The 23,090-nt window shown below is 58.2% G+C and carries 21 protein-coding genes; 3 read left to right on the forward strand and 18 right to left on the reverse strand.

From position 1 onward, the window contains the following. The 3 genes from AB1805_16340 to AB1805_16350 all read left to right on the forward strand — a co-directional run. A partial coding sequence (locus tag AB1805_16340; GenBank protein ID MEW5746999.1) for a methyl-accepting chemotaxis protein occupies window positions 1-491 on the forward strand: 491 nt, incomplete at its 5' end. Window positions 492-508: 17 nt separating this feature from the next. Next, window positions 509-820, forward strand: a complete 312-nt coding sequence (locus AB1805_16345; protein MEW5747000.1) for a hypothetical protein — start codon at window positions 509-511, stop codon at window positions 818-820. Between the two features lie 183 nt (window positions 821-1,003). Beyond that, window positions 1,004-1,315: a hypothetical protein gene (locus AB1805_16350; protein MEW5747001.1), complete on the forward strand. Its 312-nt coding sequence runs from the start codon at window positions 1,004-1,006 to the stop codon at window positions 1,313-1,315. On the opposite strand, the gene AB1805_16355 is transcribed toward AB1805_16350, so the two are convergent. From AB1805_16355 to AB1805_16440, 18 genes are all read right to left on the reverse strand, one after another. Beyond that, window positions 1,307-1,615, reverse strand: coding sequence for a hypothetical protein (locus AB1805_16355; GenBank protein ID MEW5747002.1), 309 nt, complete (start codon window positions 1,613-1,615; stop codon window positions 1,307-1,309). The genes AB1805_16350 and AB1805_16355 overlap by 9 nt on opposite strands. 214 nt (window positions 1,616-1,829) lie before the next feature. Next, window positions 1,830-3,101 (reverse strand): histidinol dehydrogenase, encoded by a 1,272-nt coding sequence (hisD, locus tag AB1805_16360; protein MEW5747003.1) that lies wholly within the window; start codon window positions 3,099-3,101, stop codon window positions 1,830-1,832. 103 nt (window positions 3,102-3,204) lie between these two features. Further along, a complete protein-coding gene (locus AB1805_16365) occupies window positions 3,205-4,644 on the reverse strand; it encodes a diguanylate cyclase (protein MEW5747004.1) in 1,440 nt (479 codons plus the stop codon). Window positions 4,645-5,002: 358 nt separating this feature from the next. After that, the gene (gene acs, locus AB1805_16370) at window positions 5,003-6,976 is read right to left on the reverse strand and encodes an acetate--CoA ligase (GenBank protein MEW5747005.1); all 1,974 of its coding nucleotides are present in this window, start codon (window positions 6,974-6,976) and stop codon (window positions 5,003-5,005) included. 129 nt (window positions 6,977-7,105) lie between these two features. Continuing rightward, on the reverse strand, window positions 7,106-8,830 hold the full coding sequence (locus tag AB1805_16375; protein ID MEW5747006.1) for a sodium/solute symporter: 1,725 nt from the start codon (window positions 8,828-8,830) through the stop codon (window positions 7,106-7,108). 2 nt (window positions 8,831-8,832) lie between these two features. Beyond that, window positions 8,833-9,144 (reverse strand): DUF485 domain-containing protein, encoded by a 312-nt coding sequence (locus AB1805_16380; GenBank protein MEW5747007.1) that lies wholly within the window; start codon window positions 9,142-9,144, stop codon window positions 8,833-8,835. A 60-nt stretch (window positions 9,145-9,204) separates the two neighbouring features. Further along, window positions 9,205-9,969 (reverse strand): 3'-5' exonuclease, encoded by a 765-nt coding sequence (locus tag AB1805_16385; GenBank protein MEW5747008.1) that lies wholly within the window; start codon window positions 9,967-9,969, stop codon window positions 9,205-9,207. 5 nt (window positions 9,970-9,974) lie between these two features. Further along, window positions 9,975-11,873: a DUF294 nucleotidyltransferase-like domain-containing protein gene (locus AB1805_16390; protein ID MEW5747009.1), complete on the reverse strand. Its 1,899-nt coding sequence runs from the start codon at window positions 11,871-11,873 to the stop codon at window positions 9,975-9,977. A gap of 315 nt (window positions 11,874-12,188) precedes the next feature. Beyond that, window positions 12,189-12,767 (reverse strand): hypothetical protein, encoded by a 579-nt coding sequence (locus AB1805_16395; protein MEW5747010.1) that lies wholly within the window; start codon window positions 12,765-12,767, stop codon window positions 12,189-12,191. A 14-nt stretch (window positions 12,768-12,781) separates the two neighbouring features. Next, on the reverse strand, window positions 12,782-13,051 hold the full coding sequence (locus AB1805_16400; GenBank protein ID MEW5747011.1) for a YggT family protein: 270 nt from the start codon (window positions 13,049-13,051) through the stop codon (window positions 12,782-12,784). Between the two features lie 50 nt (window positions 13,052-13,101). After that, window positions 13,102-15,108 (reverse strand): sodium:solute symporter family protein, encoded by a 2,007-nt coding sequence (locus AB1805_16405; GenBank protein MEW5747012.1) that lies wholly within the window; start codon window positions 15,106-15,108, stop codon window positions 13,102-13,104. After that, window positions 15,109-15,462, reverse strand: coding sequence for a DUF4212 domain-containing protein (locus tag AB1805_16410; GenBank protein MEW5747013.1), 354 nt, complete (start codon window positions 15,460-15,462; stop codon window positions 15,109-15,111). 32 nt (window positions 15,463-15,494) lie between these two features. Next, entirely contained in the window at window positions 15,495-16,151 is a 657-nt protein-coding gene (locus AB1805_16415; protein ID MEW5747014.1) for a 3'-5' exonuclease, read from the reverse strand. Beyond that, window positions 16,151-18,058 carry a DUF294 nucleotidyltransferase-like domain-containing protein gene (locus AB1805_16420; GenBank protein ID MEW5747015.1) on the reverse strand — a complete coding sequence of 636 codons (1,908 nt, stop codon included), beginning with the start codon at window positions 18,056-18,058 and terminating at the stop codon, window positions 16,151-16,153. The genes AB1805_16415 and AB1805_16420 overlap by 1 nt, the downstream gene beginning before the upstream one ends. A gap of 159 nt (window positions 18,059-18,217) precedes the next feature. After that, entirely contained in the window at window positions 18,218-21,451 is a 3,234-nt protein-coding gene (locus AB1805_16425; protein ID MEW5747016.1) for a PAS domain S-box protein, read from the reverse strand. A 43-nt stretch (window positions 21,452-21,494) separates the two neighbouring features. Continuing rightward, entirely contained in the window at window positions 21,495-22,058 is a 564-nt protein-coding gene (locus AB1805_16430) for a chemotaxis protein CheD (GenBank protein MEW5747017.1), read from the reverse strand. 92 nt (window positions 22,059-22,150) lie between these two features. Beyond that, the gene (locus tag AB1805_16435; protein MEW5747018.1) at window positions 22,151-22,654 is read right to left on the reverse strand and encodes a chemotaxis protein CheW; all 504 of its coding nucleotides are present in this window, start codon (window positions 22,652-22,654) and stop codon (window positions 22,151-22,153) included. 69 nt (window positions 22,655-22,723) lie between these two features. Next, the coding region (locus AB1805_16440) for a methyl-accepting chemotaxis protein (GenBank protein MEW5747019.1) at window positions 22,724-23,090 on the reverse strand (367 nt) is incomplete at its 5' end.

Below are 23,090 nucleotides of genomic sequence, written 5' to 3' on the forward strand. Positions count from 1 at the left end.
AATTGTCGGGCTCCAGTGTTCAGGTGGCGGAGGCAGCCGGCGAGATGCTCCAGAAGCTGGTCCCCGACATCCAGAAGACGGCGGAGCTGGTGCAGGAGATCACGGCGGCAAGCAGCGAACAGAACGCAGGGGCCGAACAGATCAACAAGGCCATCCAGCAGCTCGATCAGGTCATCCAGCAGAATGCAGGGGCATCCGAGGAGATGGCCTCGACCTCGGAAGAGCTCGCCTCCCAGGCCGAGCAGCTCCAGAGCACTATCGCCTTCTTCAAGCTCAACGAGGAGTGCAGGACCCCGGCGCAGCGGCGTTCCGCCGGTTCCGCAGCAGCGGCACGGAAGGCGGCTCCCAAAACCAGGGTAGCCCATATCAGCCGCGACAAGACCTCTCATAAGGCCCGAGGGGCGGAAACCGCGGAACAGCATGCCGGCGTTGCCCTCCAGATGGGAGGCAACGGCAGCGACAGGCTGGATAAAGAGTTCGAGAGCTTCTAGCGACGGGGGAACCGCCTATGTTCAGAAAGACTATGGAGAAAATAAAAAACATCAGCTCAATGGGCGACCTGCATCGGTCGCTCGATGAGCTCGCTTCCGCCACGCACTCGATTCTCGAGAATAACGAGGTCTCTCTCGAAGAGGCCGGCGACCTCGCAAAGCACCTCACCGAAATACGTCTCATGGTAACCTATCTCAGCCACATGCGCTCGGCTGCATCACCCGGGATGGAGGCCTGCCCCCCTTTCGAGAATCTGAAAGACCGCTACCTGCAGCTGGAAGGTCTTGCCAAGGAGATACGGAACGACCGATACAGGGCAGAGAGCTGATCTCTCCTGATGGTTTCCGCCTTCCGTCTTACTCTCCCGATGAGAGCAGGGCGCACGTCCTGCTCTCATCGGTGACGCCGATAGACAGTCCTTTGCTCCATAGTCTAAAATAGTGGTGACGCTCGGGATATTTCATTGCAGGAATACCGTGCCAGGAGTGCTACATGCCGGGAGGGTATAGTTATGAACGATGAGCGTTACACCAGGCTGATCTGTAAAAAGTTCTGCAGCTTCTACAAAGGGACCACCGAGGAGCTGCGCTGCGAAACCTACAACTTCCTCGCTGAACATCTCACCCCTGCTGAACTGAATACCCTGCTCACCCTGGCGAGGCTCGTCGAACGGGAGAGCGCTCCCGATTTTTCCAAAGATGCCGAAGTGAATACGCTCGTCTGCGAGCGGTGCGAATTCCGCATAGACGGCTGTGACTTCAGGGAGAACGGTTCAGCGCCCCCCTGCGGCGGGTATGTAATCATCGAGAAGCTGCTATCGTGAGGAGGCCGCTGCATCCGGCTCCTCCACCGTGTAATGGCCTGAGATCGGAATACTTTCCCACTGCCCGCTCTTTTGATACTGCCACCTGCCGTTGCGGAAGAACAGGGGATAGCTCTTCTCCAGCAGCCCATGGCAGTAGCTTTCCAGGAGGTAGAGCTGTTTGGTATCGAAGTCCCTGTACACTTCCCTGGTCGGTCTCGGCTCAAGCACGATCAGGAGCAGGGGAAATACGCAGAAGACGACAAGGAACACTACTCTGAGCGGCCCGCGGAGAGGCGGCGGCTCGCTGTTGATGCCCATGAGAGCCTCCCATAGAGGAGAGGGCTTTCTTCGGAAGAACGGGTGTCGCGCCATAAGGGAAAGGAGAGCTGCGCCCTCGCGTTATAGTGCGATATGCTGCTCTTGAGACCCCGACTAACTCAATCTTTATCACAGCTTCCGGTGTTTGTCAACGGCGGGGAGGGATGTTATTTGAGGAGCTCCGGGATGCGGAGCACAACGGCGCAGGCGCCTTTCAGCGCTTCCTTATCCGTATCGTATTGGCGTGCGCTTCGAGCCCCTCTTTATCTGCAATCGATTCAACGGTGTCAGCCAACTGCATGAATCCCTTGCGGCTGAACTGCAGGAGGCTCGTTCTCTTGATGAAATCATAGGTCCCCAGGGGCGACGAAAACCGTGAGGTGCCGCCGGTGGGGAGGGTGTGATTGGGGCCTGCGGAATAATCGCCGAGCGGTTCGGGAGTCCAGGGGCCGAGGAAGGCGGCGCCGGCATTCGTGATCCCTTCGACATCACGCCCCGCGTTGCGCGTCATGATTTCGAGGTGTTCGGGGGCGATCTCGTTGGCGAGGGCGATCGCCTCTCTGATCGTCCGGGTGAGGATAACGGCGCCGAATCTCCTCATCGACTTCCGGGCGATCTCTTTCCGCGCGAGCGCCTTCAGCTGCCGTTCGAGCTCGGGCACGACTTTATCGACAAGTGCCTTCGAATCGGTGACGAGAATACTCGATGCGAGCTCATCATGCTCCGCCTGGCTCAGCATGTCGGCGGCGATGAATGCAGGGGGCGCGCTCTCGTCGGCGATGATCAGGATCTCGCTCGGCCCGGCGATCATGTCGATGTCCACTTCGCCGAAGACCCTCTTCTTCGCCATCGCCACGTAGATATTGCCCGGACCGACGATTTTATCGACCTTTTTTATGGTCGGGGTGCCGTACGCCATGGCGCCGACGGCCTGGGCGCCTCCGACCCGGTATACCTCGCGCACCCCCAGGAGCTCGATCGCAGCCATGACATAGGGGTTCGCCTCGCCACCCGGCGTAGGGACGCAGAGCGCGATCTCCTCCACTCCCGCGACCTGGGCGGGGATGACATTCATGAGCACCGTCGACGGATAGGAGGCCTTGCCGCCCGGCACGTACACGCCGGCTCGCGCTATCGGCCTGATGAGCTGCCCCAAAAGAGCTCCTTCTTTCCTGAAGGACCACGACCGCTCCCGCTGCTTCTCGTGGAAATCCCTGATCCGTTCCGCCGAGCGCTCGAGCGCCTGCACCACCCTTCGCTCCGCCTGCTTCGAGAGCTTCCTGATCTCGGCAGGAGTTACTCTCATCGGGAGGGAATGCCTGTCGAACATCCTGGTATAGCGCCCAACCGCCCGGTCGCCGTTCCTTTTTACATCGGTGAGCACCCGCTTTACGGTCTCCTCTACTTCCGGGCTGGCCCCTGTCGCCCTCTTTCCGAGCACCGCGAGAAAGGCGTCGATCTCTTTTCTGTTTTTCAGAATTCTCATAGGAATATGGTATAGAAGCATTCAGCCGGCGGCGCTCAGCAGTCAGCACTGCGAAAAGAACTGCCCCCCTATACTGCACGATGAGAGCCGGGCACTTACGGTATTATAGCACCACGATCCTGTTTTTACCCCTGGCTTTTGCGGTATAGAGCGCTTTGTCCGCTGCCTTCAGGAGGTCGTCGATATCTTCCATCGTTTCCGAGAGAGCGGATACGCCGATGCTTATCGTGAAAGAGATCCGCTCGGTATTCACGATGAAGAAGTGGTCCTCGATCTTCTTCCTCAGCCGTTCAGCCATGACCGCGGCCTCCTGCTCGTTCGTCTGGGGCATGATAATGACGAACTCCTCTCCTCCGTACCTGCCGACCACGTCCGATTTCCGCCTCTCCCGTTCAAGGACAGCGGCCACCTGCCTGAGCACCTCGTCGCCGACGGGATGGCCGTAGGTGTCGTTGATGTGTTTGAAGTCGTCGATATCGACGATCATGAGCGACATATCATGCAGGTACCGCCTGCTCTCGTGGAACTCCTCGACCACCCTTTGCGTTATGTACCGCCGGTTGTGCAGCCCGGTCAGAGCATCCGTTATCGAGAGGACCCTGAGCTGCTCCCGGAAGTCCTTTTCAGAGGTCATATCGACAAAGTCGAAGATCTCGCCGATAAGCGCCCCCTGCTCATCGAGGACGTTCCTTCGGTAGACATTGAGGAATCTTCCCCCGTAATCGAGCTCAACCGGCGCCGTGTAATACCGCTCCTGGGCTTTCTTATAAAAGGCGCACTGGAGCAGGAGACGGTAGCGGTCCGCGGTGGCGACAGGGCCGCTGCAGATAGAGCATGCCTCCTTGATAAACCAGCAGAGGCAGTCCTTCCTGCCGAAGGCGGGGCATTCCCGCCTGGCGCACTCCTTGACCTCCCAGCAGGCGCCCGACTCGAGGGGCTTCATGAAAAGCCGCCGGATCAGGTGGTCTTCAGGGAGCTCGCACACATTCGCTCCCAGCTTCACGAGCTCCTTTCCCAGCAGCGCCTCGAGCGTCCTGTTTATCTTTTCGATGGTCCCCTGGCTGTTGATGAATACTACGCCGTTGATGACGCTCTGGAGTGTCGCCTCCGAGATGAGCCGCTCACGGGTGAGCCGCGCTTCGGCAGTCCGCGTCTGCTCCTTAAGCTGCTCTTCCTCGATCGCCTTCCTTATGCTGAAGGGCAGCTTGTCCAGGAACGACATCGCGCTGTCTTTCCTGACCACGTCGAAAGCGCCCTTTTTGAAGAAGGAGGCGATCTCCTCGACATCCATGGGGACGACAACGATAAGGGGGATATCCCGTCCGGAGTTCCTGCCGTAACCGAGGAGCTTTGCACTGTCGATGCGGGGAGGATAATGCTCGGTGAGCACCGCATCGTACTCCTTGGCGGAGAGGAGCATGAGGGCTTCCGCGTACGACCCGGCCAGCTCGGGCTCGAGCCCCTCTCGCATGAGACGATCGCCTATGCTGATCGCCTGCCCCTCGTCATGCCAGACAATGAGAATTCTCTTCGTTCCCGCCATTGGTGGTTATTACTTTACCATAAATAACAGCTTCAGAGTGTCTGACAATGATGGGGGAAAGGGGACAGGAAGGCACCTCTTTTCAGCGGAATTCCTGGCTCTAGTGCAGCCCATAAAGGCGAAGCCTTTGGGGCGAACTACTGCTGCGGATGTATTTGCGAATATCGAGTTCAACACCCTTTGCTTTGGAGCAAACGAAGAATAATTCCGCTGAAAAGTGAAACCCTCCCGTCCCCTTCTGGCGCTGAGGACTCCGGGGGAATCGACTTTCTACTTATCTCTTAAGATGTTTCCATAAAAAAAGGGCGGGAGCTCATCCCGCCCTCGATGCGTCTGTTTCTCACTGCGATTTTCGATGCTAGAGCCTGTTCTTCACCAGGTCGTCCACGACCGACGGATCGGCGAGCGTAGAGGTGTCGCCGAGGTTGTCGAGCTCGTTATGGGCGATCTTTCTCAGGATCCTTCTCATGATTTTGCCGCTTCTCGTCTTCGGCAGGCCCGGGGCGAACTGGAGCTTGTCGGGTGAGGCGATCGGGCCTATGACCGACCTGACATGGCCGATGAGGATCTTCTTCAGCTCGTCGCTCGGCTGCTGTCCCTCCTTGAGGGTCACATAGACATAGATGCCCTCTCCCTTGATGTCGTGCGGGAAGCCGACCACCGCTGCCTCGGCAACCGCCTCGTGGCTGACGAGCGCGGACTCGACCTCGGCAGTGCCGAGACGGTGACCCGAGACGTTGATGACATCATCGATACGGCCCATGAGCCAGAAGTCGCCGTCCTGGTCCACCCTGGCGCCGTCGCCGGTAAAGTACTTGCCCGGGTAGGTCGAGAAGTAGACCTCCTTCATCCTCTTGTTCTCGGGGTCTCCATAGGTGCCCCTGAGCATGCCGGGCCACGGCTTCTCGATCACGAGCCTGCCGCCTTCGTTCGCGCCGGCAGGGCTTCCGTCATCTTTGAGGACCCTCGGAACTACACCGAAGAAGGGCCTGTTCGCCGATCCCGGCTTCATGACCATCGCCCCCGGCAGCGGGGTGATCATGAATCCGCCGGTCTCGGTCTGCCACCAGGTGTCCACGATGGGGAGCTTGCTCTTGCCCACATGGGTGTGGTACCACATCCATGCCTCGGGGTTGATCGGCTCGCCGACCGAGCCGAGCACCTTGAGCGACGAGAGGTCGTGCTTGGTGACCCACTGCTCGCCCTCTCTCATCAGCGCCCTGATCGCCGTCGGCGCGGTATAGAAGATATTGACCTTGTGCTTGTCGCAGATGTCCCAGAACCTGCCCGGGTTCGGGTAGGTCGGCACGCCCTCGAACATGAGGCTCGTCGCGCCGTTGCTCAGGGGGCCGTAGACGATATAGCTGTGGCCGGTGACCCAGCCGATATCCGCGGTGCAGAAGTGGATATCCTCATCGTGATAGTCGAAGGCGTACCTGAAGGTCATGTTGGTGTAGAGCAGGTAGCCGCCGGTGGTGTGAAGCACGCCCTTCGGCTTGCCGGTCGAGCCGGAAGTATAGAGGATGAAGAGCGGGTCCTCGGCATCCATCCACTCGGGCTCGCAGTAGTTCGCGATATCCGCTGCAGCCATCTCCTCATGCCACCAGAGGTCCCGCTTCGGCTCCATATCGACACCGTCCGCCCGCTTGACAACGATGACCTTCTCGACCGTCGGGCACTCCTGGAGGGCGGTATCGGAGTTCGCCTTGAGCGGAACCGTCCTGCCGCCCCTCACGCCCTTGTCCGCGGTTATCACAATACTCGCCTTGCAGTCTTGTATCCTGTCCCTCAAGGCCTGTGAGCTGAAGCCGCCGAAGACGATGCTGTGTATCGCGCCGATACGGGAGCAGGCGAGCATCGCGATGGCGAGCTCGGGGATCATCGGCAGGTAGATGGTGACGCGGTCGCCTTTCTTGACGCCGTGCTTCTTCAGCACATTGGCGAATCGGTTCACCTCGTAATACATCTGCTGGTAGGTGTAGGTCTTGTAGCTCCCGTCATCCGCCTCCCAGATGATGGCGCCTTTGTTCCTCGTCGCGGTAGTGATGTGGCGGTCGAGGCAGTTGTACGAGACATTGAGCTTCCCGCCCTGGAACCACTTGATCTGCGGCTTGTTGAAATCCCATTCGAGGACCTTGTCCCACTTCTTGAACCAGACCAGGTTTTTTTCGGCCATCTCGGCCCAGAAGCCGTCCGGGTCGTCTACCGACCGCTTGTACAGCTTCTCGTACTCCTCCCTGCTCTTGATGTACGACTTCTCCCTGAACTCCTTCGAGGCCGTAAACGTACGCTTTTCGGCCAGCAAGACATCGATGCTCTCCTTTTGTGACATCCCTGGGTTCCTCCTCGTCTTTCTTTATATTACTATGAGGCCCGGAGACAGGGGGGGAGCCACCCTCCCTGCCTCCGAACCTACTAATGTAATGGTTTGTACCCGCTCTGTCAATTCCAAACAGATACCTTACTCTGCGCCGATCCCGACGTAGGTCCTGAGCTTCTCCTCCTCGTACATCTCTTCGGCCCGCTTTTCGCGGCCCATCAGCGAGAAGAGAATGCCGACCAGGAAGGCGGCCCCCATCGAGAAGATGGCGGGGTTCTTGAGCTTGAAGGGCGCCTTCGGCATCTGGGACTTCGCCTCCTTGAGCTGGCTGTCGGCCATCGCCTTTTCGGAGGCGATCGCAGCGTCCATCTGCGCAGCATCCTGGCCCGCTGCCTTCATCTTCTCGAGGTCGGCGATCCTGGCTTTGGAGCCGTCCTCGATCGCTTTCACCTGCTTCTCGACCGTTGCCTTCTGCTCCTTGTGGAAGATATCGACCCAGACGGTGGGGCTCAGGACGATGAGCCCGACGGCGAGGAAGAGGCCGGTGTAGATGCTGGTCACCGCACCCTTCGTCGTGAACTTTTTCCAGACGATGGAGAGGAGCAGTGCAGGGAAGTTCGCGCTGCAGGCTATGGCAAACGCCAGACCCACCATGAAGGCGACGTTCTGGCCCTTGAAGAGGATGCCGAGCAGGATCGCTGCCACACCGAGACCGATGGTGGCGATCTTCGCGACCCGGACCTCCTCCTTCTCGTTCGACTCGCCGCGGCGGATGACGCCGACATACAGGTCGTGCGAGAGGGCGGATGCGCCGGCGAGGGTCAGGCCCGATACAACGGCGAGGATGGTGGCGAAAGCGACCGCTGCCAGGAAGCCGAGAAAGAGGTTCCCGCCGAGGGCCTCGGCGAGGAGCGGGGCAGCCATGTTGCCGCCCTTATCGATACCCATGATGACCTTCTGGCCCACGAGGACCGCTGCGCCGAACCCGATGGTGACGGTGAGGATGTAGAAGTAGCCGATGAAGCCCGTTGCATAGAAGACCGACTTCCTCGCCTCACGGGCGTCGGGAACGGTATAGAAGCGCATGAGGATATGCGGCAGTCCCGCGGTGCCGAACATGAGCGCCAGCCCCAGGGAGAAGGCGTCGACGGGGTCGGTGATCAGTCCGCCCGGCTCGAGGAACTTGGCGGAATACAGCTTCTCCGCCTGGCCGAAGAGCTCGCCGTAGCTGAAGCCGAACTGGGCGAGGGTCATGAGAACGAGCAGGGTCGCGCCGCCGAGGAGCAGCACGGCCTTGATGATCTGGACCCAGGTGGTCGCGATCATGCCGCCGAAGAGCACGTAGGCGATCATCAGGGCGCCGACGAGGACGATGGCGACCTCATAGGGCAGGTTGAACATGAGCTTGATGAGCGTGCCTGCGCCGACCATCTGGGCGATGAGATAGAAGAGCACCGTGATGAGCGATCCTGTCGCCGCAGCAGCCCTGATCGGCCTCTGGCTCAGCCGGTAGGCCACGACATCGGCAAAGGTGTACTTGCCGAGGTTCCGCAGGGGCTCGGAGATGAGAAACATGATGATGGGCCAGCCGACAAGCCAGCCGACCGAATAGATGAGGCCGTCGAACCCTTTTGTCGAGACGAGCCCGGCGATGCCGAGGAAGGACGCCGCGCTCATGTAGTCGCCGGCGAGGGCGAGGCCGTTCTGGAAACCGGTGATGCTCCTGCCTGCTGCATAAAACTCCTTCGTCGTCCTGGTCCTCTTCGCCGCCCAATAGGTGATCACCAGGGTGCTGATGACGAAGACGAAGAAGAACATTATGGCGAGAGGGTTGGTCTGTCCTATTATGGTAGTAGACTGTTCCATGCTCACCCCCCTATCTTCTCTTTGACTTTTTTGACGAGAACGTCGTACTTGTTGTTCGCCCACCAGATGTAGATCCCGGTGAATATCCACGAGAAAATGATGGTGCCGACCGCTATCGGGATGCCGACGGTCGTTGCCGTCCCCCCCGACAGCTTGGACGCCAGGAAGGGTTTGTTGAAGGCGATCAGGGCGATGAACCCGAAATAGAGGACCAGCTCCAGGATCGTCAGGACCAGGGAGATCGAGTTCTTCTGGCTCGACAGTGATTTGAAATCGGGATCCTCAAGCATGTCATGGACACTTCTCTTGCTCATACTCATGCCTCCTTTGTTCCCGGATGACTCTGTCCGGGAATCTTTTTTAGATATACTGCGTTACAAATTGCACCCCTGACCGACTGCTCTGTAGGCATCACCTCCTTTGAACGGATTGCCTATGCTCAACAGCTCGCCGACAGTATGCACTCCTGATTCGAGCAGGACAGGAATAAAACGCTGGAAGACCTGCGCGGTGATGAACGCGTCCATCATCGCGTTGTGCGCCCGGCTCACCGGGATATCGAAGCGCCGCGCCAGCTCGTGCAGCTGGTAGTCCTTCGTGGACGGCTTCTCGAAAGCCCGTTCCCCCGATGCTCTCTGCCCGAGCCACTCGAAGATGACATAGGTATCGAGGGCCCGGTTCTTCAGGCAGCTCCCGCTGATCCTCCGGAGCTCGCGGTTGATGAACCCGAGGTCTATCGAGACGCAGTGGCCCACGACGATGTCGCCGCCGCAGAACCGGAGGAATTCGGCAAGGACCATATCGATGTCCGGCTTCTCCTGCACCTCGGAGGGCGTGATCTGGTGGATCACGACGCTCTCGGCAGTAAGCGCCGCCGCCGGGTTGACGATCCGGTAGAGGGTATGGCCGAATTCTATAACGCCGCCCCTCATGCGTATCGCGCCGAGGGAGACGATGGAGTCCTTCTTTTCATTCAAACCGGTAAGCTCCGTATCGATCACGACGTACCCGGCGTCCCTGATCGGCGTCCTCTCGTCGGGAGCAGGAGCAGGGGACGGGACGCAGGCCGGGGCAGGGGCCGCCTCCCTCTTTGCCCCCCGCAGCGTGACGCCGAACGATTCGAGCATGCTTCTTACCATACGCATCACCATATGAGGGCCTTGTACCGCTCGGCTATCAGGTTCTGTATGTTCGCAATGAGGTGGAAGGTCTCTTTCAGGGTCTTCTTTTCGAGGGTGCTCAGGTGGTTGGGATTGATGAAGTTGTCGATCGTCTCGCCGGTCTCCATCTGCTTCACCTGGTGGTGGATCCTGAGGAGCATGATGAACTCGAAGGCGTGCTCGAGCTCATCGGCGTACTCCTTGACCATGGTATGCCGCTCCCGGAGGGCCTCGATGCGCTCGATGGTCGAGGTCTCCTTGGCCCCGCGCTCGAGGGCGAAGAGCCGCAGCATATCGACGAGGGGCGTGATGCCCTTGATCTTGAGGTTCAGCTCGTCCTTGTGCTCGCCGCTCTTTTCGACGACGAAGGACTTCAGGAAGCCGACGGGCGGCGTGTTCTTCACCAGCATGTTGGCGAGATAGCCCAGGAAGACCTTCTGGCCCTCGAGCATGTCGTTGAGAGCGTCCCGCAGCTCCGCGGCGAGGCTGAAATCTCCATAGATCGGCCTGAAGTCGAAAAAGATGAGCGACTTGAGCACCGCGTCCGCCGTGGGCGTCGCGATCCAGCTCGAGAAGTACTTTTTCCAGGTCTTGAGCGGCTGACACCACTCGGGAGTGCTCGCCATGTACCCTGCGGGACAGGGGGGAAAGCCGCACCTGATGAGGCCCTCCCGTACGAACGCCGCGTACTCCGCGAAGTAGTCGCGGGCCCGCCTGTCCTCCTCCGGCGAGAGGGGCTCGGCATAGATGATGGCATTGTCCTGGTCGGTCTTGAAGGTCTGCTCTTTACGGCCTTCGCTCCCGAACGATATCCAGCAGAACGGCAGGGGCGCGGGGCCGAGCTTCCGCTCCGCTATTTCAAGCACCTTTCTCACCAGGCGGTCGTTGAGTTCGGTGATGATCTTGGTGATATTGCTCGCCCTGGCGCCCTCCTTGAGGAGAAAGCTGATGATCGAGTTGACCTTCTGCGAGACGGGGATGAGCCCTTCTATCGTCTGCTGGCTCTCGATATCTTTCGCAAACGAGAGCGGCGACTTGCCCTGCAGCAGCATCAGGTCATGATTGGTCAGGATGCCCTTGAGCGCGCCGTCGCGGATAACGAGCACATGATGGATATTGTACTTGAGCATCTTGAGCACGGCCTCGAAACAGTAGTCCCGGGCGTCCACCCGGATGAGCGGCAGCGTCATGATGCTTTTTACCGGCTCGGCCGTGTCTCGGCCTCTCGAGACCACCTTCTCCCGCAGGTCGCGGTCCGTAACAATGCCGACCGGCAGGTTCCGGTCGTCGACGATGATGACCGAGCTGACGCCCCGCTCCGTCATCACCTGCGCCGCCTCGCGGATCGTCGACCGTTCCGGCGCGGTGATCACCTCCTTGTTCGCCAGCTCGCCGACCTGCGTGGTAAAGAGGATATGGTCGCTGCTGCCGTAGAAGAGGCTCTTGTTGCGCATCTCGCGGTAGGTCTTGTCGATATACTTCGTAAAGTGTGACTGCAGAAAATATTCGGTGAAGGCAGGGGTCGAATCGATGAGCCTGAAAAGGTCGTGCTTCTTCAGCAGATAGCAGATCGTATCGTCCACCGCTGCAATGGTAGTCTTCTGCCTCTCTCCCATCAGCGACACCAGCCCGAAGGTCTCCCCCTCGCCGCGGTAGTCGATCACGACATCCTCGCCGCTGTCGGAACGGAGGGATATCTTGACGCCTCCCTTCTTGATAATCCTCAGTGAGTCGCTCGCCGGGCCGTCCTGTTTCAGGATCACCGTTCCCTTCGGATAAAACTCCATGGACAGATTAGCGGCGACCGCCTTCAGAGCGTCTTCATCGAGAAATTGGAAGGGGGGAATCTCTTTAAAAAAATTTATGATCTCTTCGACCAGCATGCCTGTTCTCCTCGCTCTTGTAACCACAACCAAAAGCAAGAAAGATACCATGCCCTGCCAGAGCGGAACAGGCAGGGAAAATCAGGAGGGGGGCGCATCGGAAAATCACTGTTATACAGCGGGATATGCAATGGAGCTCCCGGAGCGCCGGGAAGAAACCGGAGGGCTGGCTCCTTGATTTCACGAGCGGACGCTGTTACAAAACCTGCCACTTGCTGAAAGTTTGTTACCAAAAGTAACAAACTTTCAGCTTCTGTTGCCGATACTGCCCTGAGCAGGAGACGGACAGAGAGGCCCGCTCCCTCCTCTATTTCGCTAGATAACCGCTATCCCCCTGGCACGGCATAGTGCCTTCAGCTCCGAAAACTCCTTCTTCACCTCATGAGCATAGAAGACCATCCAGAACGACGCCTCCTGTGAAGGGAACTCAGTGCCTTTACCGAAGACATGCTCGGCAGCCCTCAGCCCGAATAGATCCTGGAATCCGGTAACGTCATTCCATGACTCATTATAGGTCCGATATTTTTCCGTGAGCGCGGGAGGCGCTGCCGCTTCGCCGCTTCCGACTCCTTCGGTGATCCGGTATGAGCGGCAATAGGTCCGGTGCAGCCGCTCCATGAGCCCCGCAGTCTTACCGTTGAAGACCCTGGCGACAGACCAGAAGTTGATGGCCATAAGCTCATGGAAAAACGCCGTGTGATGCCTTCCCCTGAAGGGTGACTCCTTTTTCAGGAGCTCGCTCTGAACGAAATCGGACGCCTGCCTGACGCATTCGTCGTAAAATATCGCCCCCAGCTTATCGAGACGCTCCCCTTCGGGCAACGCCCGGATATCGTCGAGCAGCCTCTTGTGCCGGCTCGGCAAGAGCCCTTTGATGAGATGCGTAATCGCCATATGATCCAACCTCTTTACAGTTGCGCTGCCGGCTTGAATGCAATAGCAAGGGCCAGGCGGATGATTATGATAAGCACGATCGAAAGGGCGGGAATCCATCTGTCCTTTGCGAACGGCACGAGCTTTCGAGTAACCTTGTAGATCGGTTCGGTTACTTTATCGAACATGGCAAACAGCATGTTCTGCCTCCTGCCGACCATAAGCGTGAGTATACCCTTCCCGAGTATCATCCACATCAGGAACGACAGCGTATAATTAATGAATTGATAAATGAAAATTTTCATGGTTCAATCAACAGGCGGTCCACCCCGGGGGGCGGACCGCCTGCAGCATTTTAGTGTTCTCCTGCCTGTGCAGCGCCTTTAGGAATCCTGACGCTTTCGACAAAGTCCTGCATCTCCTTTGAAGGAGCTGCCGTCAGCCTCGACACCACGAATATGGTGATAAAGCCGAGCGGAATACCGAACAGTCCCGATGAGACCGTCTTGATGCCGAACCAGTCGAGACCGTAGAACCTGCTGCCGATCATATAGAACAGGCAGACACTGAAGCCGACCCACATGCCGGCAAGCGCTCCCGCCTTATTGGCCCGCTTGTCCCAGATGCCCATGACGAGCGCCGGGAAGAACGATGCCGCCGCAATCGAGAACGCCCAGGCAACGAGCTCGACAATGATGGTGAGTTTAAAGGTAGCGACATAAGCGGAAATAAGGGCAACAACCACGAGCAGCGTACGGGAAATCGTAAGCCGCCTCACGATCGATGCGTTCGGGTTGATCATCTTGTAGTAGAGATCGTGCGAGAGGGCGTTCGAGATCGTCAGCAGCAGACCGTCTGCCGTCGAAAGCGCTGCTGCGAGACCGCCCGCTGCAACGAGACCCGCGATAACGTACGGAAGTCCCGCAATCTCAGGGGTCGCCAGCACGACTGCATCGGGAGCGAGCGTGAGCTCGGAGAACTGGAGAATGCCGTCGGCATTGATGTCCTTAATGGCGACCAGCCCAACCTTCGCCCAGTTTGCTGTCCAGGCAGGGAGCGATGCAATGGGCATACCGATAATATTGTGCAGCACCTCATACCGCGCGAATGCCGCATACGCCGGAGCGGTAAAATAGAGGAGGAAGATAAAGAAAAGCGACCATCCCACGGATATGCGGGCCTCCTTAACCGACGGAACCGTGTAATACCGCATGAGGATGTGGGGCAGTCCTGCCGTGCCGACCATGAGGCAGAAGATAAGGGCCAGCATATTCTTCATGTCCATCCGCGCAAACGGCTCCAGATACGGCTTCGGGGGCTTCGACTTCTCTGTAGCGGATTTCTTCGCCGCTCCCCACTTCTCCTTTGCCTCGGCGGCGTCCTTCGGGAGGCCTTTTACGGACTTCTCGAGCTTCTCCCTCTCTGCTGCCGGGGCATCTGCGGGAAGCGCCGCAAGTTTCGCCTGGAGATCGCTCCTCTTTTGATCAAGACTTGCCGGGAGCCCCTTTATATCGGCATCGATCTTGTCGGCTTCCGCTTTCCATAGATCTCGTGTCGCGACATTCACCGGATTATTGATGATATCCTTTTCCTTTGCATCGTTCTTCTGGAGAATCTGCCCATACATGAGCTGGGGGACGGGGACTCCGGTGGTCTTGTATGACATAACGGTAACGGGGACAAGATACGCAATAATAAGGATAATGTACTGGGCAACCTGCGTCCAGGTAACCGCCTTCATACCGCCGAGCATCGAGCAGACAAGGATACCGGCCAGGCCGACGAAGACGCCGACCGCAAAGTCAAGACCCAGGAACCGGCCCATGATGATACCGACACCCGTCACCTGCGCGATGAGATAGGTAAACGATGCGGTGATCGCCGCAATAATGCCGATCGTACGCGCGGCATTTCCGCCGTACCGGGCGCCGAGGAAGTCGGGGATCGTATACTGTCCGAACTTTCTCAGGTAGGGGCCGAGGAATACGGCGAGCAGAACATAGCCGCCGGTCCATCCCATGACATAGGCGAGGCCGTCATAGCCGAGGGTGAAGATCGTACCCGCCATGCCGATGAACGACGCCGCGGACATCCAGTCGGAGCCGGTAGCCATACCATTAAAGAGCGCGGGTACGGAGCGGCCGGCGACATAGTATTCGGATACCTTTGCCGTCCGCGACATGATGCCGATCATCGCATACACGCCGATGGTGACGAACATGAACATGTAACCGATCGTCCTGTTCGACATGCCCATCTTCTCGGCAATGCCGAGGCCGACGACGAAGAGGGCGAACACGCCGGTGTACATCAGGTAGATTTTGCCGAGCTTGTCCAGAAATGACGATTTTTCCTTTGCCATTTACGCTTCCTCCTCTTCTACACCGTACTCTTTGTCCGCTTTGTTCATCTTGAAGGCGTAGTTGAATATGAGCACAACGAAGACGATGAGCGAGCCCTGGGCTCCCATGTAGTAGCCGAAGGGGAACCCGAAAACCACGATGTTGTTCAGCTCTTTTACAAAGAACGCGCAGACATAGGTGACTATAAACCATATAACCATTGTCACAGTGGTGAGCCGTATGTTGTACTTCCAGTACGCTTCAAGCTTTTCTTTTGAGACTTCTTGAAGTTCTTTCATCCTCTGTCCTCCTACCTCCGATTTTGACCTTTTGCTTTTTTTAACTGCTGTTGCCGTAATACCTGTTGTCTCCATCCAGTTTTTCCCTGAATCACCTCCCCTTCCCCCTATGGTCTTCCTATTCTCAAGAGGTCTCCGGCAGTCGAAATGCCGAGCGTCGGCAGCCGGCTCAGAAACCTTTGAAACAACTGCGCGGTGATATAGGCGTCCATCAATGCGTTATGTGCGCCGGTGACACGAATCCGGTATTTTTGCGCGAGAGAGAACAGGTCCCTGTTTTCGCCATCTCCGGGATACCCGTTGGGGCCGCCGTTATGGTCCTTGATCCAGTCGTACAGTGAATTGGTGTCAACGGCCGGGTTTTCGAGCTCTTTCCCGAAGAGACGTTTAAGCTCCTTGTTCAGGAACTTGAGATCGAGGGATATGAAATGCCCTACGACGATCGCTCCGCGGCAGAAGTCCGTAAAGTCTGCAAGCACACGATCGATCGACGGCTCTCCCTCCACCTCCGACGGGGTGATGCCGTGGATCACCACACTTTCGGAGGTGAGCGCCGTCTGCGGTTTTACCACGCGGTAAAAAACCTCTCCCAGCCGTATCCTCCTGCCGGTCATCCTTATGCCGCCGACCGAGACGATCGAATCTCTCCGGGGATCAAGGCCCGTGAGCTCGGTGTCCACCACGGCAAAGCAGCACTCGCCTACGGGCCTGTCGCAGAGCCCGGCCGTATACGGAAAGGTCTTTCTTTTGAAAAGTCCGAGCATTATCCTCCCACCATGCCAGGCCCGTAGTGGTCGATGATACCGTCCTGGATCTTCGATATGAGCTGAAACGCCTCTTTGAGCGACTTCCGTTCAAGATTGCTCAGCTTGCGCGGATTGATGAAGTTATCAGGGTCCTGCCCCCGCTCCAACCGGTCCATCTGGTGATGGATCCTGAGCAGCGTAATGAATTCAAAGGCATGGTCGAGCTCCTCTCCCAGCTCATTGACAAGCGTATGCCCGCCCCGCATCGCTGCGATGCGCTCCAGGGTCGATGTCTCGGGGACCCCGGCTTCGAGAGCGAAAAGCCTGACGAGATCGACGAGGGGGCCGATCCCGTTTATTTTCAGGTTCAGCTCATCTTTGTGCTCGCCGCTCTTCTCGACGATAAAGGACTTTATGAAGCCGAGCGGCGGCCGGTTCCTCGTTATTACCCCTGCCATTTTGGCAAAAAAGATATTCTGTCCCTTCAGCATTTTTGTCCTGTATTCCCTCAGCTCCTCGACAAGGCCTGCCTCTCCGTACAACGGCCGTGCATCGAAAAAAACGAGCGACCGCAAGATCGCTTCAGGGCTCGGCGACACGATCCACCGCTCAAAGTACCTCTTCCATGCACCGAGGGGCCGACACCATTCGGGATTACTTGCCATATAGTCAGCCGGGCAGAGGGGAAACCCGCACCGGACCAGCCCCTCCTGCACGAAGCGGGTGAACAATGAAAAATATGCCTTTGCCTTCTCCTCCTCGGCCGGGGTCGGAGGATCAGCGTAGATGATTGCATTATCCTGGTCGGTCTTGAACGTCTGCTCTTTACGGCCTTCGCTGCCCAGCGCCATCCAGCAATAGGGGAGCGGCGGCTGACCAAATTTTCTTTCCGCTATTTCAAGAACTTTCCTTACCAGGCGGTCGTTGAGCTCGGTAATGATCTTGGTGATGTTGCTCGCCTTTGCGCCCTCTTTCAGGAGCAGGCCGATCACTTTATTTATTTTCCCTGCTACGGGGACGAGCCCTTCGATCGTCTGCTGGCTCTCGATGTCCTTTGCAAACGAGAGCGGCGACTTCCCCTGCAGCAGCATGAGGTCATGGTTGGTTATGACCCCCTTCAGCGCTCCATCCTTTATTACCAGGACATGGTGGATGTTGTATTTGATCATCTTCAGCACGGCCTCGAAACAGTAATCCCGCGCATCCATTCTTATAAGGGGCGGCGACATGATGGTGCGCACCGCCTCGCCCACTGCCCTGCCTTTCGCCACCACCTTCTCTCTCAGGTCGCGGTCGGTGATGATCCCCGCCGGGAGCCCACTCCCGTTGACAATCACGAGGGAGCTGATCCGCTCCCGCGCCATGACCTGCGCCGCCTCCTGTATGGTCGTCCCCTCTGTTGCCGTTATCACCTCTTTCGTTGCGATGTCCCCTACCTGGGTTGTGAACAGGAGGTGGTCGCTGCTGCCGTAAAAGAGGCTCTTGTTATGCATCTCCCGGTAGGTCTTATCGATATACTTGGAGAAATGGGACTGAAGGAAGTACTCGACGAACGCCGGGTGCGAATCGATGAGCCCTAAAAGCTCCTTTTTGTCGAGGATAAGGCATACGGTCTGGTCAATGGTCCTGATCGTTGTTTTCTGCTTATCTCCGGACATGAGGGATACCAGGCCGAAGGTCTCTCCCTCTCCCCGGTAATCGATCACCACATCCTCCCCGCTGTCCGATCGCACCGAGACCTCGACCCCTCCGCTCCTGATTATCCAGAAGGAGTCGCTCAGCGCACTCCCCTGCTTCAGGATGACCTCGCCCTTTGGGTAGAACTCCATCGACAGGTTGCCGGCAACGGTCTTGAGAGCCTCCTCTTCCAGGAACTGGAAGGGAGGAACGCCTTTCATGAAGGTGTAAACATCTTCGAATAACATGGCCTTCCCTTTGGGAGGAAATAAGTAGCAAATACGAGGCCAGCAGAGGGTAACATTAAAACTTCAATTTATTACAATTACTTAGTTAGGGGGGCCGGATGCAGGTTCTGTAACTAAAAGTAATAAACTCCATTACGCAAAGTAACACGTCTTGCCCGGTCAGGAATCGAGCATCGCCCTTACTTTCCTGAGGAGCTCGCCAGGCGGGACCGGCTTTGCAATGAAGTCCAGGTCCTCCTCGAGAACTCCCTTCTTATGGATGATATCGGCGGTATAGCCGCTGGTGAAGAGCACCCTGGTCCGGGGCCGCATTCCCGTTATCGCGTCGTAGACCTCCTTGCCGTTCTTCTTCGGCATCACCACGTCGGCAATGACGAGCTCGATCGTATCCGCATAGGCGATGAACTTATCGATGGCGTCCTCGCCGTCGACCGCTTCTATCACCCGGTACCCGTGCTCCTCGAGCATATCCTTGAGACTTGTTCGCACCATCTCCTCATCCTCGGCGAGCAGGACCGTCTCGGTGCCGGCGAGGCATGCAGCAGCCTCGGCCTCCCCCTCCTTCTCCTCCGCGGAGCCGGGGGTTATCGGTAAAAGGATCGTGAAGGTCGTTCCCCTGCCGGCCTCGCTCCCCACATCAATGGAGCCGCCGTGCTGTTTGACGATCCCGTAAACGATAGCGAGCCCGAGGCCCGTTCCCTTCCCGACCTCTTTGGTGGTGTAGAACGGCTCGAAGAGGCGTTCCCGCGTCCTTTCGTCCATACCGGCGCCGGTATCGGTCACGGTAATACAGGCATACGCACCCGGCCTTTCCTGCCCGTGCGCCTTCAGGTACTCACCGTCGAGCACAGCCTGTTTCGTCCTTATAAACAGCCGTCCGCCATCGGGCATGGCATCGCGCGCATTAGAGGCGAGATTCAGCAGCACCTGCTCGATCTGGCCCGCGTCGATAATGACGGTGAGGGGGCAGTCCGCTGTCGCGGTCTCCATCTCGATATCCTCGCCGATGATGTTCAGCAGGATGCGTTCCATCTTCTTCACCACGGCGTTGAGGTCTACCGGTTTGGGGTTGATGATCTGCTTTCTGCTGAAGGCGAGAAGCTCCCTCGTGAGGTGGGCGGCGCTCTCCGAAGCATCGAGTATCTGCTCGGCGTAGAACCGCAAGCCGTCCTCCCCGTCCATCCTGTTCTTTAAAATGGTGCCGAAGCCTATGATCGCGGTGAGAATGTTGTTGAAATCGTGGGCGATGCCGCCGGCGAGGCGTCCTACCGCTTCCATCTTCTGGGACTGGAGGAGCTGCATCTCGAGCTTCGCCTTCTCCTCCTCGATCCGCTTCCGCTCGGTAACATCGATCAGCACCGCCAGTGAGCGCACCATTACGCCCGCTGCGTCGTACTCGGCAATCGCGGAAAGGAGGACCTCGACCACCTCGCCGCTCTTCTTGACGAACTGGTACTCCACATCCCTGCAGTGCCCGGTCCTCATGAACCCGGGAAGAACCGTCTCCTCCGCGTAGCGGCGCGACGCCCCGGTCATGAACTCGGTGAGCGTGCGCCCTATGACCTCATCGAACTCGTACCCCAGAGAGGCGAGCCAGTACCAGCTCACGCTCACCAGCCTCCCGTTGCGGTCGATTGAGTGCAGCATGACAGGGGTGTTGTTATAGAGGCAGCGGTACCGCTCCTCGCTCGCCTTCAGCTCCTCGAGCATCGCCTTGTTCCCGGTGATATCCGCGGCGACTCCCACCAGGCGGCAGACCTGGCCGCTCTCTCCCCGCACCGGAAAGGCGCGGTTCCGGATCCACCGGATAGAGCCGTCATCCCGGACGATCCTGAACTCTTCGTCGAACCCGTCGTCGCCGCTCTTCAGGATGCGCTCCTCCACCCGCTCCCGGTCGTCCTTATGCACGCTGCCCAGGAAGACCGTATTTTCCTCGTACAATCTCTGAATCGGCGCCCCCCAAATTTTTTCGAAGGCGGGGCTTACGTACCTGATCTCGCCGAATGCGGCGTCGGACATCCAGAAGACCTCGTCGATGTTCTCCGCCACCTCGCGGAAACGCATCTCGCTCTGCCGCAGCGCCTCCATCATCCATTTCCGTTCACCCACCTCGAGCTGCAGCCGCTCGTTGGCCCTGGTGAGCGCCGCGGTCCGTTCCTTCACGATATCTTCAAGGTGGAGCTGGTACTCTCTCAACTCCTCTGCCGCCTGCCGTTCCCTTGCGATAAGGCTCTTCAGCTCTGCTGCCATATCATTGAAGCTCTTCGCCAGCTCGCCCACTTCGTCCTTGGCAGTGATCGCAATCGAGGTGTCCAGCTGTCCTTTCCCTATTGCGGCGGCAGCGCGCCTCAGCTCGGCTATGGGCCTCGAGATGGAGCGGGATATCAGGAAGCCGAGGACGAGGGAGATGAAGAAAGCGGCGGCGACAGTGATGAGAATATTCTTTTGCACCGCCTCCGCGCTTTTTATGATCGCGGTCCGCGACTTCTCCTCAGCCTCGACCTTCAATTTAGTCAGCCGGACCCCGTCCTCCCTTACAGCGGACACGGTTTCGTTGAGCTGCTGAAGAAGGGACATATGTCTCTCGGCACTGAACCTCCCTTCCCGCTTCATCTCCTCGTCATGCCTTTTGATCAAGGCAGTTCCCAGGGGAAGCAGCTCGGAAGTCTTTGCCGCGATACGCTCCAGGAGCGCACGGTTCCCGGCATCACGGACTCTGTCGTTCAGGGTCGCCATATGCCCCTGCAAGAGCCTGTAGAAGTGAAAAAACTCCTCTTTATCCCGGGGATCGTGAAACATCAGGAAGAGCAGCAGGTGGCTCTCCGCCCCCTTCACCGTACTGCTCACCTCGGTTGCCGCGGTGATCGCCTCCTGTTTGTTGAGAAAGTCGGTCTCGAGCGCAGCCAGCTTGATGCCATGCTCCCGCAGCCGTGAAGCGATACGGGAGAGGGCGCCGATCATAGCCTTGTGCTGTTCGGGCTCGAACCGGCCGGTGCGTTTCAGGTCGCGTTCATGCGCCTCGATAAGCCGTTCCCCGGCAGGGAGGAGCTCCTCCGCCTCGATCTTCATCCGCTCGACGATCGAGCGGGCCTCGGGAATGCGCACCTTTTTGTCGAGGACCGCAATCTGCTCCTGGAGCGAGACATACCTGCTGAAGAATTTCGCGCGGTCCTTCTCCTGGTGCAGGAGCAGGAAGAGCATGAGGTGCCCTTCCGCTCTCTTGGCGTAGCTGCTCGCTTCCGTAGCTGCCGAGACAATGGAGCGTAGATGCCTCTCCCTGCTCTCGAAGGACTGAATGGTCCGTGTAGCGGCAGTGAGGCCCAGGAGGCCGACAAGGGCTACCAGGAGAGAGATGGCGATATATCCCGAAACGAGCTTCCGGGCGATCTTCATGCCCCTCTCCTCTTGTTCATAAGCCCTCCTGCGGCATAACCGCTCAGGCAGCGGCGGTCGCCGCTGCAGGGCGGTACAGACCCTCAGATGCCGGTATGACCGTATCGCTCGGCCTGAGCCGTTTCAGCGCCACCTCTCCGGTATGTGAATAAAAAAAGATCTTCCGTCCCCTGAGCCCTCCCACATCGAGGGCGCTCACCCTGAGGCTCTCGACTCCGATGAGCTCCATGGCTGCCGCGATATTCTGCCTTCCCACCGTTATTACTCCGTCTCCCCGGCCTGCGGTATTGAACATATCGGCGCCGCCGAAGAGCTTTACCTCGAGCTCCTCTCTTCTCACGCCGTACGCCGCAAAGCGCGCGACCATCCGCCTGATAGAGCAGGCGACGTACTTGAATCCCTCGTTGCAGTCGGCGCTGCAGGCATCCGCGCCCGGGCAGCGGGGCAGCATTCCGTGGCAGAGGGCGCCGAGCCGCAGGCGGCTGTTGAACATGGCAGCCGAGAGGCAGGAGCCGAGCACCGTGGTGATAAGGGCAGGCTCTTCGGCGAAATACATTTCCCCCTGCTTGAGGTAAACGACCGGGAGGTCTGTTTGAAGGATATTCATAACTATACTCCTTGATATATACAGCTATCGTCTTGCCGATCCCCCACCCTGCCCGGCTCGCAGCTATGGCCGGGCAGGGGGGGCGGCTGTGGTTATGCGCTGCTTGCAGCCTCGGGGCCGGAGGGCTGCACCATGGCAAGCTCGTCGGCTGAAAACACTCTATCGACATCGAGGATCATGATGAACTGGTTGTCCCGCCTGCCCATGCCCTTGATGAAGTCGGTGTTGAGACGGGTCCCGATCCGGGGCGCAGGCTCGATGCTCTCCGGCTCCAGCTCGATCACCTCCTGCACCGAATCAGCCAATGCCCCCAAGATGGTCGTCTCCCCATCCACGCTCACCTCCACGATGATGATGCAGGTGTTGACCGTCCTTTCGGTCATCGCCATGCCGAACTTCAGCCTCATGTCCACTACCGGCACCACGCTGCCCCTCAGATTGATCACTCCCCTCATGAAGTCAGGCGTCTGCGGCACCTTCGTCACCGTCGTGAAGTCCAGCACTTCTCTCACCTTGCTTATATCTAAGGCAAAGGTCTCCTCATTCAGCCTGAAGGTCAGATATTGGGTCGTTTCCGTTATTCCTGCTGCACTCATCTCTTTCCTCCTCTCCTTAGGGTCAAGGGGCAGAAACTTTTCCTGACCCTTGACCCTTACCCTGTCTTTTCAGAATTTCTCAAATTCGTCGTCCAGCTTGTCTTTACCGCCACCCATTTCGAGGGCAACGCCGGCTGTTTTGCCGTTGCCCTTCACCTTCGAAGAGATCACTCTGGAACCCGCGTTTTCACCATGCACAAAGTGGACTGCTGCTGTTTTGCGTGTTGTACGGTGAGCAGCCTTGGCAGAAGACGCCTGGCTCGTTCTTGCCACACTGTTATTATCGTCTACCTTGAAGAATGCTATAGTGCTCTGGAGCTGCTCGGCCTGGGAGGCGAGCTCTTCCGAGGTCGAGGCCATCTCCTCGGACGCCCCTGCATTCTGCTGGATGACCTGATCGAGCTGCTGAATGGCCTTGTTGATCTGCTCGGCCCCG

It is taken from the genome of Nitrospirota bacterium (genome assembly GCA_040752355.1).
In the GTDB taxonomy this organism is placed as follows: Bacteria; Nitrospirota; Thermodesulfovibrionia; order Thermodesulfovibrionales; family Dissulfurispiraceae; genus JBFMCP01.

Excerpts from the sequence above, each read along its gene's own strand:
- AB1805_16385 (MEW5747008.1), bottom strand. The coding sequence starts at position 9,969 with ATGGTAAGAAGCATGCTCGAATCGTTCGGCGTCACGCTGCGGGGGGCA.
- AB1805_16345 (MEW5747000.1), top strand. The coding sequence starts at position 509 with ATGTTCAGAAAGACTATGGAGAAAATAAAAAACATCAGCTCAATGGGC.
- AB1805_16365 (MEW5747004.1), bottom strand. The coding sequence starts at position 4,644 with ATGGCGGGAACGAAGAGAATTCTCATTGTCTGGCATGACGAGGGGCAG.
- AB1805_16415 (MEW5747014.1), bottom strand. The coding sequence starts at position 16,151 with ATGCTCGGACTTTTCAAAAGAAAGACCTTTCCGTATACGGCCGGGCTC.
- AB1805_16395 (MEW5747010.1), bottom strand. The coding sequence starts at position 12,767 with ATGGCGATTACGCATCTCATCAAAGGGCTCTTGCCGAGCCGGCACAAG.
- hisD (MEW5747003.1), bottom strand. The coding sequence starts at position 3,101 with ATGAGAATTCTGAAAAACAGAAAAGAGATCGACGCCTTTCTCGCGGTG.
- AB1805_16420 (MEW5747015.1), bottom strand. The coding sequence starts at position 18,058 with ATGTTATTCGAAGATGTTTACACCTTCATGAAAGGCGTTCCTCCCTTC.
- AB1805_16410 (MEW5747013.1), bottom strand. The coding sequence starts at position 15,462 with ATGGAGACAACAGGTATTACGGCAACAGCAGTTAAAAAAAGCAAAAGG.
- AB1805_16380 (MEW5747007.1), bottom strand. The coding sequence starts at position 9,144 with ATGAGCAAGAGAAGTGTCCATGACATGCTTGAGGATCCCGATTTCAAA.
- AB1805_16390 (MEW5747009.1), bottom strand. The coding sequence starts at position 11,873 with ATGCTGGTCGAAGAGATCATAAATTTTTTTAAAGAGATTCCCCCCTTC.
- AB1805_16350 (MEW5747001.1), top strand. The coding sequence starts at position 1,004 with ATGAACGATGAGCGTTACACCAGGCTGATCTGTAAAAAGTTCTGCAGC.
- AB1805_16435 (MEW5747018.1), bottom strand. The coding sequence starts at position 22,654 with ATGAGTGCAGCAGGAATAACGGAAACGACCCAATATCTGACCTTCAGG.
- AB1805_16355 (MEW5747002.1), bottom strand. The coding sequence starts at position 1,615 with ATGGGCATCAACAGCGAGCCGCCGCCTCTCCGCGGGCCGCTCAGAGTA.
- acs (MEW5747005.1), bottom strand. The coding sequence starts at position 6,976 with ATGTCACAAAAGGAGAGCATCGATGTCTTGCTGGCCGAAAAGCGTACG.
- AB1805_16430 (MEW5747017.1), bottom strand. The coding sequence starts at position 22,058 with ATGAATATCCTTCAAACAGACCTCCCGGTCGTTTACCTCAAGCAGGGG.
- AB1805_16425 (MEW5747016.1), bottom strand. The coding sequence starts at position 21,451 with ATGAAGATCGCCCGGAAGCTCGTTTCGGGATATATCGCCATCTCTCTC.
- AB1805_16375 (MEW5747006.1), bottom strand. The coding sequence starts at position 8,830 with ATGGAACAGTCTACTACCATAATAGGACAGACCAACCCTCTCGCCATA.
- AB1805_16405 (MEW5747012.1), bottom strand. The coding sequence starts at position 15,108 with ATGGCAAAGGAAAAATCGTCATTTCTGGACAAGCTCGGCAAAATCTAC.
- AB1805_16400 (MEW5747011.1), bottom strand. The coding sequence starts at position 13,051 with ATGAAAATTTTCATTTATCAATTCATTAATTATACGCTGTCGTTCCTG.